This window comes from Nocardia sp. Tas62D01 (assembly GCF_055232035.1).
The window spans coordinates 2,356,188-2,371,082 of sequence record NZ_JBUYUZ010000001.1 but is presented as its reverse complement, the minus strand read 5'-3'; the positions used below and the strand labels follow the sequence as shown (position 1 = coordinate 2,371,082).

Sequence of the window (14,895 nt, the reverse complement as noted above, 5' to 3'; positions counted from 1 at the left end):
CACTGTCGAGGAATCCGGTGATCACCGGAGATTCTCAGTACGTGTGCAACGGAGAAGAGGGGGGGAAAGTGACCGGCAGAGCCGCCAAGGCCCGGTGGAAGGGACCAGGCCGCCAGGTCAGTGTGCCGTCCGGTGCGGCCAGCTGCATCTCGGGCAGCGCATCGAGAATCTGATCGATGGCGTCCTGAGCGATCAGGTAGGCCAGCGATTGCGCGGGGCAGGCGTGCGGGCCGAGGCCCCATGCCAGATGCGCGCGATTGCCCGTGTGCTCCTCGGCCCGGATCGCGGGGTCGTTGTTGCAGCCGGCCATGCTGACGACGACCGGCTGATGTGCGGGCAGCCAGACGTCGTCGATGAGGATCGGCTGACGGGGGTAGGTAATGAGGTGGTTCGCCACCGGCGGGTCGTTGAACAAGACCTCGTCCAGGGCGTCACGGGTGGACATGCTCCCGCTCATGACACTTCCGCCGAAGCGGTTGTCGGTGAGGATCAGCAGCAGCGTGTTGACGATCAGGTTCTGTTGGAATTCGACCCCCGCGCCGTAGAGGCTCGCCACCTGGTAGACCATCTCCAGTGCATCGAGTTCGGTCGGATGCCGCAGCAGTAGTGAGGTGATGTCGTTGCCGGGATCGGTCCGTTTGAGGGCCACCAATTCCAGCATCGCCTCGGCGAGCATCTTGTCGCCGTTCTCGGCGTCGATCCCCTCGAACATCGCGGCCATACCGGTCGCGACCCGTTGTCCTATCTCCGGAGGGCAGCCGAGCAGGGCATTGGCGACCGCGAACGTCAGCGGGAACGTGTACTGGCTGATCAGATCGGCTGTACCGGTCTGGCAGAAGGTGTTGATCAGCGGGATGGCGATCTTCTCCACAGTGGCATGGAAAGCGTACAGATCTATCTCGTTGATACTCGCGGTAGTGGCCTGCCGGTAGCGCAGGAAGTCCACTCCAGCGCTTCTGCTCGCGATGGGACGTCCCTCCATAATCGGCAGGACAGGGCAGTCAGCCGGGATGTTCTTCTGCCAGGTGCGCGGATCGGCCGGGAAGTGCTCGGGATCGTTGAGGATCCGCACCGCGGTCTTATACCCGACGACCAATGTGGCGGGCACGCCCGGCGCCAGCTCCACCGGCGCCAAAGAGCCGTACTGCCTTCGCATTTCACGGTATGCGCGGTGCGGATCGGCGGCGAATTCCGGCGAGTACAGCGGCATCCGCGGACCGTCGGAAGCGGTCGGCGAGCCGTGGACGACCGGGCAGGACGGGGCGTGCGCTCGGGACTGCGGCGTGCTCAAGAATGGAACTCCAGACTGTTCGTGTGTACGGCGGGTGATGCACCACGCGTTCCGTGGAGCCGCGTTACCGGACATCAGGCCACGAGTTGGACGGATAGTTGCATCATCTCGTACTCGATCGGGGTGCGCACGCCGAGGGCGGAGTGTCCGCGGCGGTCTTGGCGCAGGACACTAGTAGGACTTTGTCAGGTCGGGAATGTGTGGTGGCATAGTGGGCAGGAGACGATCCAATAGGCAAGTGCGCGTTGGATTTTGCGCAGGATGCCGTAGAGCTCGATTTTCGCGGTTATGCGGCTGCTTGTGCCCAGGCGTGCTGGACTTCCATGATTTCCTGGGTTGTCGCTGGTCGGGGTGTGGTGGGCATAAATCGGGTGGCGATGATCTGGCGTCGGAGCTTGGTGAGCATGTCCAGGGTCGAGGGTTCGGTTTTGCTCCGGTACCACGGTGCGGCGCCGCGCCGGCGGGTCGCGTCGTCGGGGTCGTGGCCGGCCACGGCGTACCAGATGATCAGGATGCTGTGGCAGAACAGTCCGAAGGGAACCGTGCGGGTGACGGCATTGGGGATCCGGTTGCGGGTTTCCCCCACGCCGAGAATGTTTTTGACGTCGAAGAACGTGACCTCGATGGCCCAGCGGGCCGCGTAGCGGGCGATGATCTCTTCGGTGGTGGCGGTGAGGTCGGTGGTGATCAACGCGATGTCATACCCACGGGCGGTGCCGGCTTTGGTGCGGCGCCTGGTGTCGGTGACGAGGGTGACCCGGACCGGGTCTGTGCGCCACGTCCCGAACCACAGACACACGCGGTCAACGATTTTCACGGTGCTGGTGGTGCCGTACCGCGACACGTTCACCGTCTTCCACGTCGCCGCCGCGATATCGGCCGGTGTGCCAACCCTGGTGCCCTTCAACGCGGGTCGGCCACGTTTACCCGTCCGGGGTGGGGCAAGCTCGTAGAACACGGCGTTGGTCTTGGCTCGGGTGGTCATCGTCATGGCGTCACCGAGGCCGGCGAACGCGCCACAGCCGTACGCGGAATCACCCACCAGGTCGATCCTGCGATCGGCGAACCGTTCGGCGAGGACGTCAAGCAGGTCACGGGACAGATCAGGCTTGCCGGGCCGCCTTTGACCGCCAACGCGGCCAGGACCGGTAACGCGACCGGACGTGAACAGAACGGCAACCTCACCACGATCGCCATGACCACCCAGTTGTTGCCGAACCCGAGTTGGGTCTTGCCCGCCGCGGACCCGTCGTGGAACCAGCCCGCCGCGTGGACACGCTTGCCCCGACGGCGAAACAGGGTGTCATCGACCGCGACCGTGATCGCCGAACCAGCCGGAAGTAACTGGGACACTATCAGTTCGGCCACCACGAGGCCGACCTGCTGGGGGTTCCAGCGGGCGGTGGCGAAGAACCGGTGGGCTCGGCTGTGGTGCCACAACTGCGCCAACCCGGCCCCGGTGAGCATCCCGCACACCGTCCGCCCCGCCGGTTGGGCCAGCAACCCCGCCACCATCATCGTGAACGTCTCGAAAGTCGGTGCGGTGAAACACATCCGGAAGCCGACCAGCACACGCGTCAGCGAGCCCGGTAGGGTGGGGACCTGGAGCATCAGCGGAACACTCTATCTTCAGCGACGGGGTTGTTACAGCACCGCTGATGCTCCACCCATCAAACCCAAACCGATTGCGCGACACGCTGTTACGCGGTGGGTATCCTCAAGACAACCCCGCGGTCACCGCCCCGGGGGTCGGGCCGCCAGACCCTGCTTCACCGCCCTGGCCAAATCCCCGAAAAGTGCGAAAGTCGAGCGTAGAGGGTCAGTCCTGCGGGCGAGCGGCGGACCAGAGAGCCGCGTTGTGGTTGGCAGCCCTCCCGTGCGTTGGCGGTCCGAAACATCGCTGGAGCGCGGTGGAATCACGGGCGACAGTGGGATCGCTGTCACAGGACCCACCTCCGCAGAGGATAAAACCGCAGGTGGTGGCGTAGTACGCGTGCGGTGTCAGATCGATGCCCTATCGCGAAGGCGGGGGGAGCTCGCCCCAAGAAGGGATTGGAATGTCTACTGTAATGCGCGTGGTTTCCAATGCTCACGTGAATATCCCCGGACGCGCCGCTACTGCCGTGCTCCTGTCCGCAGGTGTGCGCCGATGAGCGGCAAGCGTCCGGCCCCCGATTTGCCGGAACCGCTTGCGCCCCTGGTCGACGCACACACGCACCTGGATGCCTGCGGCGCTACGGACGCGGAATCGACGGCCGTGATCGTGGACCGCGCAGCGTCGGTCGGGGTCGGTCAGGTGGTCACCGTCGCCGACGATCTGGCCGCCGCGCAGTGGGCCGTGCGGGCCGCGAACTGGGATGCCCGCGTGTACGCCGCCGTCGCGCTGCACCCGACGCGGGCGAACGCGCTCGACGATGCGGTGAAGGCCGAGCTGGAGCGGCTGGCCGGCGATCGGCGCGTTGTCGCGATCGGTGAGACTGGTCTCGACTATTACTGGCCGGGCAAGCTCGACGGCTGCGCCGATATCGAGACGCAAATAGAAGGCTTCCGCTGGCACATCGACCTTGCGAAGCGAGTGCGCAAGCCGCTGATGATCCACAACCGCGAGGCCGACCACGACCTGCTGATGGTGCTGCTGGACGAAGGCGCACCGGAAACCGTGATCTTCCATTGCTTCTCGTCGGATACCAATATGGCGCTGTCGTGCGTGGCCGAGGGATACATCCTCAGCTTCTCCGGAACGGTGAGCTTCAAGAACGCGCATGAATTGCGGGAGGCCGCCAAGGTGGTGCCCGATGATCAGATTCTGGTGGAGACGGATGCGCCCTATCTGACGCCACATCCGTTCCGTGGTGCGCCGAACGAGCCGTATTGCCTGCCGTACACAGCGCGGGCGCTGGCCGAGTTGCGCGGGCAGGATCCGGCGGAGTTCGCGAAGATCACGACCGCTAATGCGCGGCGCGTGTATGGGATCTGAGGGTTTGGTGTAGCCGGACAGTTCCGGCTGAGAACTGCCGAATTCTGCAATGGGCGCGGAAAGTTGTCCGTGCTACCCGGCCCACCCTCGGCAAACAAAAATGTGTCCTACGTCACTATCGCCGTGCGTTCCGTGATCTACCTGCGACGTCTATATCAACTCGTGATCTCGAAATCCCCCGCTCGAAAGACTGCGCTTGTCGACCCCTGACTCATTCGTTATCGTACTGTGACCATGTCTCCATTCACGAGGATCAACCAGTCGCGCTCGCCGATGCTGTACGCGGCGGTGGCGGCGCTGCTGGTGACGCTGATCGTCGGCGCCGCGATGGCGATCGTGAACCGCAAAACTGTGACGGTGGTCGTCGACGGTGAGAAGTCGACGCAGACCACCATGTCGCGCAATGTCGGCGGCGTGCTCAAGGCCGCCGGATTCAATGTGAACAACCGCGACCTGGTTCAGCCCACGCTGGCCTCGACCATCGGCGACGGCGCCACGATCAAGTTGAACCGGGCCCGTGAGGTCGCGCTGTCGGTGGACGGCAAGCCGCAGAAGGTCTGGTCCACCGGGCTGACGGCGGGCGACGTGCTCGACCAACTGCACCTGCCGGCCGACATGTTCGTGTCCCCGGCGCGCAACGAGAAGCTTCCGCTCGAAGGCGCCGCGCTGAGTGTCTTCAGCCCGCGCTCGGTGTCGCTGCTCGATGGCATCGGCGCACCGGTCGATGTCCGGCTGGCCGCACCGACGGTCGGCGAATTCCTCAACGCGGCGGGCATTCCGCTGATCGAGCAGGACACCGTCGAGCCCGCGGCGACCACCGCGCTGACCGACGGTCTGCGAATCACGGTGACGCGCAAGCGAATCGAGAAGCGGACCGAGACGGTGCCGCTGGATCCACCGGAGAACGTGATCGAAGATCCGACGATGAACATGAGCCGCACCGTGGTCGAAACCCCGGGCGCGCCCGGCGTCCAGGACGTTACCTTCGCGGTCACCATGGTCAACGGCAAGGAAGTGAGCAGGCAGCCGATCGCCACGAATGTCACGGTGACCGCGCAACCGAAGACCGTCCGTAAGGGCGCCAAGCCCGGCACCGAGGTGCCACCGGTCCGTGACGGCGCGATCTGGGACGCGCTCGCCCGCTGCGAATCGACCGGTAACTGGGCGATCAACACCGGCAACGGCTACTACGGCGGCATCCAGTTCGACCAGAACACCTGGGAACGCCAGGGCGGCCTCAAGTACGCGCCACGCGCCGACTTGGCCACCCGCGAAGAGCAGATCGCGATCGCCGAAGTCACCCGCGCCCGCCAGGGTTGGGGGGCGTGGCCCACCTGTACCAGCCGCCTGGGCATCGGCGACTAGTCTCCTCGGGTTTTTCCTCCCAGGGCGGGCAGGCCGCGCGACGCCTCCGACCTCGACTTCCGCGGCACCATCGCGATCGACCCGGAGTCGGATGTCGAGAAGGTGCTGCCGCTGACCGGACCCGCCATCCCGGTCATCCCGCATACCGACGGCGCGATGAGCTTCTTCGTCAGCATCCTGGCCGGGCTGCGTTCGGCCCGCCCCGACATCGATGTCAACGCCTACCTGACCCGCTGGGCCGCTCCGTGCTCGATAACATCGGCACCAAGTGCCTGGACGGAATCATCGACCGCGTGCAAGGCCTCGGCGTCGGTCAGCTGCTGGCCCAGCCGCTGGCCGACGAACCCATCCCCCGATTGCTTCCGAGAGTGGGTGACGTGTGTGGCGGCTGAATTGGTGCGCGAGTCGGGAGACTCGTCCCGGGCGTGTCAGCAGTGCGGACGTGGGTTGGTAGGTTCTTGAGGTGTCCGAACCCGATATTTCCGCTCGTGGGAGCGCTGCGCTGCTGGGGCCCGCCGAGGTGCGGGCGTTGGCCGAGCGGCTCGGCGTGCGGCCGACCAAGCAGCTCGGGCAGAACTTCGTGCACGACGCGAACACGGTGCGGCGCATTGTGGCCGCGGCGGGCGTCGGCCGCGAGGACACGGTGCTCGAGGTCGGGCCCGGGCTCGGATCGCTGACGCTGGCGCTGCTGGATGTGGTCGATTCGGTCGTCGCAGTAGAGATCGATCCGATTCTCGCGCAGCATCTTCCGGTGACGGTCGCGGATCGGGCGCCGGAACTGGCCGGGCAGCTGCAGGTTGTCGAGGCAGATGCGTTGCGGGTCAACGCGAAAGACCTGCCCGCGGTGCCGACCGCGCTGGTGGCGAATCTGCCGTACAACGTGGCGGTGCCGGTGCTGTTGCATCTGCTGGCCGAATTGCCCAGCATCACAACATCATTGGTGATGGTGCAGGCCGAGGTGGCCGACCGACTGGCCGCCGAGCCGGGTGGTCGGATCTATGGGGTGCCCAGCGTCAAGGCGGGCTTCTTCGGCACCGTGCGCCGCGCGGGCGCGGTCGGCACCCAGGTCTTCTGGCCGGTGCCGCGCGTCGAGTCCGGCCTGGTGCGCATCGAGCGCTACGCCGAACCCCCGTGGCCGACCGACGAAGAACACCGCCGCCGTGTCTTCGCCGTGGTCGACGCCGCATTCGCCCAGCGCCGCAAGACCCTTCGTGCGGCACTGGCCGGTTGGGCCGGATTCCCCGCCGAAGCCGAACGCCGCCTCGTCGCCGCCGGCATCGACCCCACTGCCCGCGGCGAAACCCTTGACACCGCAGCGTTCGTCCGCCTCGCCGACCAGGCGTAGGCTCGCGTCGATTGCGAACTCAATCGAGCGGTGATCGGCGCATGCGGACATCAGTGACCGCCACCCGAATGCGGGTGGCCGCCGGATGTGGATGGCGCTGTGGATGATTCGGTCGCCGGAGCCTCGGCGGTGAACGCCGCGGTGTGTACGGAGCCGCTGTGGGAGAAGTCTAGATACAGCCGATACACGCCCGCACTCGGGGCCTGTGCATGGAAGGAAACCTCGGGACCGGGTGGGGTTCGGCCGACCTCGCCCTGCGGGTGCACGTGCAGGTAGGCCAGGTCGTCGGCGCGCAACGCGACCAGATGCGCACCAGACCGCCCGGGCCGGTGCCGCTGGTTTCGGGTACGAAGTCGGCGAACACCCGATAGCTGCCCAGCGCCGCCCAGCTCCAATCGTTCGACCAGGTGCCCGCGCTGTCCGTGGTCGGATGCGCGTGCCGATATCCGGTCGTGTCCGACCGGGCGACGATCAGGTGCAGCTTCTTATCGTGCTGCGTGGTGAATCCGGTGACCGGACCCCCGTCGGGCCCGGTGATCCGGAAGCGCTATGAACCGGCTTGGTTCGGTGCCGCGGGGGCGGTCAGGTCGGCCAGGGTGTAGCCGGATCGACTGTTCGACAACCCCATTGCCTCGGCCTGCCTGGTCGGCGGCATCGTCCCGTGGTCCGGTGCCTGCCCGGCCGGATCGCCCACAAATGCGCAGATTCCGAGCGTGACACCGAACAACGCGAAGAGTCCGCCACTGACCGCGGCGAACCTCAGCCGGTCCTGCATCAGACGGCGACCTCGTAGCCCGCCTCGTCCACCGCGGCGACGATATCGGCGTCGGCGAGCGGAGCGGTGCTGTCGACGCGGACGGCGCCGCTGGCGAGATCTACATCGACACTGGTCACGCCGTCGATCTTGCCGATCTCCTCGCGAACCGAGCTGACGCAATGTCCGCAGGTCATCCCCGTAACGGTGTAAGTGGTGGTGGCCATGTCCGGCTCCTTCGCTCGTGGTTGATCATACGGGCCAGGGGTATCCCCCACGTGAACGAACATACCCCCAGTGGGTACCCGGCGCAAGTGTGAGTTGCTCGGTCGCACCGGTCGTTCCGTTCAATAGTCGTCCCCGCGGTTCCCATGGTTCCGGCCGTCGCCTCGCTGGTTCGGCGAACGGCCCGGAACCCGGTCACCGATGCGCTGGCAACTTGGCTCAGGTGATCGCCGGAGTGGCGGCGGGCCAACCCTCCATTGCCATCTCGGCGACGCGCCGCAACTGGACCGAGCTCGCTCCATCCTGTGCGGCTTGGGACATGCCCTGCATGACCGTGCCGATATATCGGGCGAGGGTGGGCGCGTCGGTGGATGGCGGAAGGAGGTCTGCGTCGATATCCGCCTGGATTCGGGCGGTGAAGGTCTCGATGTTCTTGTTGCGCATCCCGCGCAGCAGTTCGGCGACGTCGGTACTGGTGGTGTTGAGTCCGGCGCTCATCACCAGGCAGCCGTGTGGGCAATCTGGCCTGGTGTACTCCGTCGCGGCCTCGCGCAGAATACGTCGCACCGTCGCTTCGGCCGTTGGTTCCTCGGCGAGCGCGCGTGCGACGAATCCGCCATAGCGTGTGCCGAAGGTCTGCACGACCTCGTTGAACAGCGTTGCCTTGTCGCCGAACGCGGCATACAGGCTCGGGGTGCCGATCCCCAGCGCCGTGGTCAGATCGCCGATCGAGGTCGCCTCGTATCCGCGCGCCCAGAACAGCCGCAATGCCTTCTCCAGCGCCGCATCCCGGTCGAAGGAGCGGGGTCGCCCTCGGGTCGGTGCACTCATGAATCTCATTCTATAGCGGTCGCTAGATAATGTGCTAACGTCCGTTCTGTAGTGATCGCTAGAGAAAGGAACCCGTCATGGGTGCACTCACGGGCAAGACGGCACTGGTCACCGGCGGCAGCCGCGGCATCGGCCGGGCCATCGCGGAACGATTGGGACGGGACGGGGCGCGGATTGCCGTGCACTACAACCGCAATGAGCAAGCGGCGATGGACACCGTCGCCGCGATCGAGGCGGCGGGCGGATCCGCCTTTGCCATCCGAGCGGAACTCGGCGTGCCCGGTGACGCCGCGGCGCTGTGGTCGGCGTTCGACGCGCACGCCGAGGGCGTGGACATCATCGTCAACAATGCGGGTGTCGGCGACGTCCGCACGCCCATCGGCGACACCGACGAGGCCGCGTTCGACCGAGTGTTCGCGGTCAACGCCAAGGCGCCGTTCTTCGTCACCAAGCACGGGCTGGACCGGCTGCGCGACGGCGGCCGAATCATCAATACCTCCACCGGCCTCACCCACGGTTTCGCGATGCCGCAGCTGATCGCCTACACGATGAGCAAGAGTGCGATCGATGCGTTCACCGCCAACTTGGCCAAGGAACTCGGCTCGCGCGGGATCACCGTGAACGCCGTCGCGCCCGGCATCATCGACACCGATATGAACGCCGCCTGGCTGCGTAACGCCGAGACGGAGGCGATGGTGGCCGGGTACTCCCCGTTGCACCGCGTCGGCCGGCCCGCCGACGTCGCCGATGTGGTGGCGTTCCTCGCCTCGGACGACTCCCGCTGGGTCACCGGCCAGTGGATCGACGCCACCGGTGGCGCCCTCTTGTAACTCATCTCGGGCCACGCACTTGTCGGAGGCTCCCGATAAGCTTGAGCACCGTGTTGTCAGTTGTGCCCAGCCCCGTCATCGTGCGCGCCCCGTCGAAGGTGAACCTCCATCTTGGCGTCGGTGACCTGCGCGCGGACGGCTACCACGATCTGACCACGGTTTTCCAAGCCCTATCGCTCAGCGACGATCTGGAGATTTCCCCCTCGGCCTCGCTCAGTGTGCGGGTCAGCGGCGAGGGCGCGGCGGACGTGCCGACCGATCGCACCAACCTCGTATGGAAGGCGGCCGTCCGCCTCGCCCATCTGGCCGGCTGCGCTCCGCTGGTGGAAATCGCCATCAACAAGGGCATTCCGGTGGCGGGCGGAATGGCGGGCGGCAGCGCGGATGCCGCCGCCGCACTGGTGGGTCTGAACGAACTGTGGGATCTCGGCCTGACCCGCGACGAATTGACCGCAGTCGCAGCCGAACTCGGTAGCGATGTCCCTTTCGTGCTGCATGGCGGCACCGCGATCGGTACCGGCCGGGGCGAACGACTGCTTCCGGTGTTGTCCCGCAACACCTTTCACTGGGTCCTCGCGCTGGCCAAGGGCGGCCTGTCCACCCCGGCCGTTTTCGCCGAACTCGACCGGCTGCGCGAGCACGGCACCCCGCCGCGCCTCGGTGAACCGCAACACCTGATGCAGGCATTGGCCTCCGGCGACCCGAAACAGCTTGCGCCCCTGCTGGGTAACGACCTGCAGGCCGCCGCTGTCTCGCTGAAGCCGGAGCTGCGCCGCACCCTCCGTGCGGGTGTCGGCACGGGGGCACTCGCCGGACTTGTCTCCGGCTCCGGCCCCACCTGCGCATTCCTGTGCGACAGTGCGGAAGCCGCCGTCGCGGTCGCCGCCGAACTCGCGGGCGCCGGTGTCTGCCGCAGCGTCCGCACCGCAAGCGGCCCGGTCTCCGGTGCGCGCGTCCTCAGCGGCGAGGTCCCCGGCAAGCGCTGACGCTTCGGGCGTACCGCCCGGATTGGTCCCATGCGTCTGCTCCCTTGACGACTGGTTTCGTAAGGACATGGGTAACTCCATGTACTCGCATCGAACTAGCTTGCGATTGGCGTGGTTGTCAAGCTTAGGCGTCGTTGGCTCGTTTGGGCTCTGAGCTGTGACGATATTGAACCCAGACCCGGATGTGTGTGTGATATGTGTCATTGCCGTTGGCGTGGTTGGGTGTTGTTGGCTGACGTCAAGCATTAAATGGCGGAATTAATGACAATCAGCGACGGTCCGCCAGCAACCACCTGCGGACATGCGACCCCCAGCTATAGATGGCGGTTCCCAGGTTTTGTTGGCGGCTGGGAGTGGGCACTACTTCGTGGTGGTGGGGCGCGGTCGATCGTTTCAGCGAGTGAGGTTGCGAGGGTGTGAAGTTCGGCCTTGAGGCTGTGGTAGTGAGGGAAGGGGTGGCTGTTCTGCATGAGGTGCCATATGGTGCCGCGCCGTCGCGTCCACGCTCGTTGGGTATCGGGGGGTTGAGCAGCCCCGATAGGTCTCGGGGCGAAGTGGTGTTCTCCGGATGTCAGCTGGACCCATCTGGCGTTCCGATCGCCGAGTTCCGGGCTGTTGTGAGCCTGTGGTGGGCGGTAGCCGGGATATCAGGTCGTTCCAGGTGGTTTCGCTGATCGACCAGGTTGCCAGGGCTCGGCGTCGGCGCTGGTAGTTCACCAGGTGGGGTGAGGTGTCGAGTTCGTCTGCCAATGCGTGCAGTGCGGCGTCGAATTGATGGGAATCCGGCAGATCGCGGACCCCGCGATGGATCTGTGTGGCGCTGGTGTATTGCTTTTCGGTCGGATTGATTCCGAGGAATTGGGCGGCGTCACCGAGGGATCCGCCAGCGATCATCTGAATCAGCCGGACGGACACGGTGCGGCGCAGCAGCGTGGTGCTGATCCCGTCGAAGCTTTTGAAATGCGTGTCGCGCTCTCGGGCGCCCCGGATCTCGACGATAGTGCTGCTGCTCTTCTGGATCGCGATCCTGGTGCTGTACCTGGAGGTGCATCGCCCGGGCTGAACGGCCCGGTCGGTCAGGCGAGATTCTCCATCGCGAGCGTCACCAGGGCGGCGAAGTGGGCGTTTTCCTCGAGTTCGCCGCCCTCGCCGGGCCACCACTCGTACGCGGTCCATTCGCCGTCTGCCCCGGCGCTGTCCGCGTGCAGCAGCCAGTTACCTCCGGTGCCACCGTCGTCGAACCCGATCAGCAGGCACCTCTTCAGCACCGCGAGTTGGTCGGCGAAGTGGTCCAGGTCCGCCCATGCCTCCAGCAGTCTGGCTTCGAGGTCGGCCATCCAGCCGATCTCCTCGACTCCGAGCAGGTCGAGGTTGCCGATGGTGCTCCAGCCGTTGCTGGTCTGCAGGAAGTTCCGGTACGACGGCGGCAGCCGGACCCCGAGCCGCTCCTCGGCCGCTGCGATCGCCTCCTCGCTGGCCGGCTCGAAACCGAGCCATCCGGCCGCCCGTTGGGCAGGGCTCACCATATAGTGCGCCGTGCCGTTCAGCTCCGCTTTGCGGAGATAGTTCGAGTTCAGGAACTGTGTGCTGTAGTCGTGCAGGAACGCGCGCCACTCGGTGAGGGGCGACGATGCCGAGAGAGCCATGCTGGAAGTCCTTCTGTCAGGCTATGTTTCGCTGACATCCTCGCATGGCCTCCGGCGCTCCGCATTGGGTGAACCTCAGGCTGGAACCACTACCCGCGCAGCGTGTTCGGCGATGATCCGGCCGAAGACCAGACCCTGCCCGATCGTCGCTCCGCGCCTGGTTAGGACGGCGAATTCTGACGGCGTTTATCGGGTTGTCGGACGGCACCGACAGCCACGTCGGCGCAATCCGGGATCGGCGAATTCCGACGGCACCGAGCACGACATCCGCCGCGCTCGACCTGACGACGTGGCAGCGACCAGCACCGGCGCAGCACAACCGACAGCACGGGACGTGCCGTCCGAATTCGCCGATACGACAGGGGCTGTCGGGGCGGTGCCGTCCGATTCCACCGTCCTGACGCGTCCGAATCCACCGATCTAGCCACGCGCCCGGGTATGTCTCGCCGAACACATTCGCTGCGGTGTGTTTCCCAGGGCGTACAGTCCGTCGATCATGCTGTCGTCCTCGCGGTGTACCCGGCCGTGCCGGTCGGCCCGCAGGCCACCGCAGGTGCCCAGATCGGACAGCACCACACGCACGGCATACAGCGGCCCCGACACCGGTCGCAGATTCGGATTCGGCGTCACGGTCGGGTCGCCGTAGTAACGGTCATAGGCGCTCGCACCGCGGCCGAAGTCGTGATCCACACCGCTGCCGGCGTTTTCGTTGAATCGCGCGACCGTCCGGACGAAGGCGTCCTCGGGCAGGCCGGCCGAGCGCGCCAGTTCCGCGGGCGTCGAGCCGCGATGCGCGATGCCCGCGTCGTACCAGGACCGCGGGATGGACATGCGCGGATACAGCGCTCCGGCGAACACGTAGCTGTTGCGATAGCTCTGGTCGAATACCAGCCACATCGCGCCGACCGGGTTTCCCGCCCATTCCCGGGCCTGCAGGGCATGGCGCATGGCGATGTCGTGGTCGAAACCACCCGTGGCCACCACGATGCCGCGACGCGCGGTCACCTCGAGGGTGCGTCCGTCCTGCTCCAGCACCGCCCCGGTGACCCGATCGGCATCGCCCGCGAGCTTGACCAGCGTCGTCCGGTCCAGACGGGGATCCCCGCGCGCACCACGCCGACGAAGAGCCCGGCGGCCAGGGCCTGGCCGCCGGGCATGTACTCCCTGCCCAGCAGCTGTCCGCCGATGCCTTGGATCGCCCGCTTCAAGATCGTGGGGATCCCGCGACCCGGCTTGCGCGCGAAGAGGTTCATCCACTTGTAGTCCGCCCCGGGTCACCGGCATCGGCACCGGCGCCAGCAGATCCTCCCACCGGCAGCAGTCCGAACGCAGCACGGCCCCAACGACTTCGACCACCAGCACCCTCATTCATAGGCGGCACCCAACAAGCCGGGAACTGTAGCGTCCTCATAGACGAAGCGAATGGAATCGGAGAAATTCATGACCGCTTGATGTTGCAAACCCCCCACTGACCGGCTGTGTACGCAGCCGCCAAGAACAGCTGGGAACTCCCGCCAACAACAGCTGGAAACCAGCACCGGCCACGACTACTCGCAGCCGGGTAAGCCGGTGATCGACTGGCACGACCCGGCGGCGAAGGACGCCCTGGTGTCGGCGCTGGTCAACGACGCGAACGCGCTGGTCGAGGCGTTGAGTCAGAACAAGCTCGACGACGACGCGGCCGAGTTGGTGGCGTTGTTGGCACTGATCGCGGGCCAGGACGTGGCGCCCGCGCCGGGCAGCGACGGCACCGACGGCCGGTGGCGCATCGCCCGAAAGGTGGCTCCCGAACGGGTGATCTCGACGGTCGACCCCGAGGCGCGCCATACCCGCAAGTCGCCGCGTAACTGCCGTGACGGGTATCGGGCGCACGCTGTGGCCGAGCCGGAGACCGGGATCATCACCGATGAGGAGCTGACCCGCGCGGCCGGGCCGGACAACAGCGAGGCCGCGACGGCCTCCCGATTCCTGGCCGGTGAGGGCAACTCGTGCCAGTGGTACGGCGACTGCGCTTACGGCACCGGCGATCTACGCGGCGACATCGCCGACGCTGGACACGAGGCGGTGATCAAGCCGTCACCGCTGCGCGCGCCGGTCGATGGCGGGTTCACCAAGGACGACTTCGCGATCGACGCCGACGCCCGTACCGTCACCTGCCCGGCCGGAAACACCCGTCCGGTCTCGGCCAAGACCCGGACCGCGACGTTCGGGTCGTTGTGCCGCGGATGCCCGCTGCGCCACCGGTGCACCACCGACAAGACCGGCCGCAGCATCACGCTGCACGAGCGGGAGGTGTTGCTGCGCACGGCTCGCCGGGAATGGACACAGCAGCCGGATCTGCGGCAGCGCTATCGCTGGACCCGCCCGAACGTGGAACGGGTCTTCTCCCAGATCGCCAGCCGCAGCCGGCGGCGGATCAAGCTCCGCTACCACGGGACCGGCCGCACCAACGCCTGGCTCAAGACCCGCACAGCCGCTTTGAACCTGCGCAACCTCACGGGCAGAGGGCTGTCCCTGGTCGCCGGCCGATGGGTCCTGGCCACCACCTGAGCCGCCACCCGGGCTGGAACCCACACCAGAACAGACCCGACCCGCGAAACGAACCGCCCCCAACAGGCCATCGAGCCTCCCAGCGATCCCGTGCC

At 66.5% G+C, this 14,895-nt stretch carries 17 protein-coding genes; 8 read left to right on the top strand and 9 right to left on the bottom strand.

The window, feature by feature from the left end:
• Positions 1–34 precede the first annotated feature (34 nt).
• From ACV7NQ_RS11660 to ACV7NQ_RS11650, 3 genes are all read right to left on the bottom strand, one after another.
• On the bottom strand, positions 35–1,291 hold the full coding sequence (locus tag ACV7NQ_RS11660) for a cytochrome P450 family protein (RefSeq protein WP_463359653.1): 1,257 nt from the start codon (positions 1,289–1,291) through the stop codon (positions 35–37).
• Between the two features lie 286 nt (positions 1,292–1,577).
• Complete coding sequence (locus ACV7NQ_RS11655; RefSeq protein ID WP_463359652.1) at positions 1,578–2,333, bottom strand: hypothetical protein; 756 nt, start codon at positions 2,331–2,333, stop codon at positions 1,578–1,580.
• On the bottom strand, positions 2,279–2,902 hold the full coding sequence (locus ACV7NQ_RS11650) for a transposase (RefSeq protein ID WP_463359651.1): 624 nt from the start codon (positions 2,900–2,902) through the stop codon (positions 2,279–2,281). The genes ACV7NQ_RS11655 and ACV7NQ_RS11650 overlap by 55 nt, the downstream gene beginning before the upstream one ends.
• A gap of 538 nt (positions 2,903–3,440) precedes the next feature.
• Between ACV7NQ_RS11650 and ACV7NQ_RS11645 the strand changes: the two genes are divergently transcribed.
• Both ACV7NQ_RS11645 and ACV7NQ_RS11640 read left to right on the top strand, forming a co-directional pair.
• Positions 3,441–4,268 (top strand): TatD family hydrolase, encoded by an 828-nt coding sequence (locus ACV7NQ_RS11645; protein WP_463359650.1) that lies wholly within the window; start codon positions 3,441–3,443, stop codon positions 4,266–4,268.
• Positions 4,269–4,502: 234 nt separating this feature from the next.
• The gene (locus tag ACV7NQ_RS11640) at positions 4,503–5,633 is read left to right on the top strand and encodes a transglycosylase family protein (RefSeq protein ID WP_463359649.1); all 1,131 of its coding nucleotides are present in this window, start codon (positions 4,503–4,505) and stop codon (positions 5,631–5,633) included.
• On the opposite strand, the gene ACV7NQ_RS11635 is transcribed toward ACV7NQ_RS11640, so the two are convergent.
• On the bottom strand, positions 5,630–5,842 hold the full coding sequence (locus ACV7NQ_RS11635; RefSeq protein ID WP_463359648.1) for a hypothetical protein: 213 nt from the start codon (positions 5,840–5,842) through the stop codon (positions 5,630–5,632). The two genes, ACV7NQ_RS11640 and ACV7NQ_RS11635, sit on opposite strands and share 4 nt — an antisense overlap.
• Before the next feature lie 36 nt (positions 5,843–5,878).
• On the opposite strand from ACV7NQ_RS11635, the gene ACV7NQ_RS11630 reads away from it, so the two are divergent.
• From ACV7NQ_RS11630 to ACV7NQ_RS11620, 3 genes are all read left to right on the top strand, one after another.
• Positions 5,879–6,025: a hypothetical protein gene (locus tag ACV7NQ_RS11630; protein WP_463359647.1), complete on the top strand. Its 147-nt coding sequence runs from the start codon at positions 5,879–5,881 to the stop codon at positions 6,023–6,025.
• A 71-nt stretch (positions 6,026–6,096) separates the two neighbouring features.
• Entirely contained in the window at positions 6,097–6,978 is an 882-nt protein-coding gene (rsmA, locus tag ACV7NQ_RS11625; protein ID WP_463359646.1) for a 16S rRNA (adenine(1518)-N(6)/adenine(1519)-N(6))-dimethyltransferase RsmA, read from the top strand.
• Positions 6,979–7,187: 209 nt separating this feature from the next.
• Complete coding sequence (locus tag ACV7NQ_RS11620) at positions 7,188–7,349, top strand: hypothetical protein (RefSeq protein ID WP_463359645.1); 162 nt, start codon at positions 7,188–7,190, stop codon at positions 7,347–7,349.
• Positions 7,350–7,525: 176 nt separating this feature from the next.
• On the opposite strand, the gene ACV7NQ_RS11615 is transcribed toward ACV7NQ_RS11620, so the two are convergent.
• The 3 genes from ACV7NQ_RS11615 to ACV7NQ_RS11605 form a co-directional block, all read right to left on the bottom strand.
• Positions 7,526–7,753, bottom strand: a complete 228-nt coding sequence (locus ACV7NQ_RS11615) for a hypothetical protein (RefSeq protein WP_463359644.1) — start codon at positions 7,751–7,753, stop codon at positions 7,526–7,528.
• Positions 7,753–7,959 (bottom strand): heavy-metal-associated domain-containing protein, encoded by a 207-nt coding sequence (locus tag ACV7NQ_RS11610; RefSeq protein WP_463359643.1) that lies wholly within the window; start codon positions 7,957–7,959, stop codon positions 7,753–7,755. The genes ACV7NQ_RS11615 and ACV7NQ_RS11610 overlap by 1 nt, the downstream gene beginning before the upstream one ends.
• A gap of 217 nt (positions 7,960–8,176) precedes the next feature.
• Positions 8,177–8,788, bottom strand: a complete 612-nt coding sequence (locus ACV7NQ_RS11605) for a TetR/AcrR family transcriptional regulator (protein ID WP_463359642.1) — start codon at positions 8,786–8,788, stop codon at positions 8,177–8,179.
• A 77-nt stretch (positions 8,789–8,865) separates the two neighbouring features.
• On the opposite strand from ACV7NQ_RS11605, the gene ACV7NQ_RS11600 reads away from it, so the two are divergent.
• Entirely contained in the window at positions 8,866–9,618 is a 753-nt protein-coding gene (locus tag ACV7NQ_RS11600) for an SDR family oxidoreductase (protein ID WP_463359641.1), read from the top strand.
• A gap of 50 nt (positions 9,619–9,668) precedes the next feature.
• Entirely contained in the window at positions 9,669–10,604 is a 936-nt protein-coding gene (locus tag ACV7NQ_RS11595; protein ID WP_463359640.1) for a 4-(cytidine 5'-diphospho)-2-C-methyl-D-erythritol kinase, read from the top strand.
• A gap of 1,076 nt (positions 10,605–11,680) precedes the next feature.
• On the opposite strand, the gene ACV7NQ_RS11590 is transcribed toward ACV7NQ_RS11595, so the two are convergent.
• Both ACV7NQ_RS11590 and ACV7NQ_RS11585 read right to left on the bottom strand, forming a co-directional pair.
• Entirely contained in the window at positions 11,681–12,250 is a 570-nt protein-coding gene (locus ACV7NQ_RS11590) for an SMI1/KNR4 family protein (RefSeq protein ID WP_463359639.1), read from the bottom strand.
• Between the two features lie 420 nt (positions 12,251–12,670).
• Positions 12,671–13,606, bottom strand: coding sequence for an FAD-binding protein (locus ACV7NQ_RS11585; protein WP_463359638.1), 936 nt, complete (start codon positions 13,604–13,606; stop codon positions 12,671–12,673).
• A gap of 213 nt (positions 13,607–13,819) precedes the next feature.
• Between ACV7NQ_RS11585 and ACV7NQ_RS11580 the strand changes: the two genes are divergently transcribed.
• Positions 13,820–14,800, top strand: a complete 981-nt coding sequence (locus ACV7NQ_RS11580; RefSeq protein WP_463359637.1) for a transposase — start codon at positions 13,820–13,822, stop codon at positions 14,798–14,800.
• Positions 14,801–14,895: the final 95 nt, after the last annotated feature.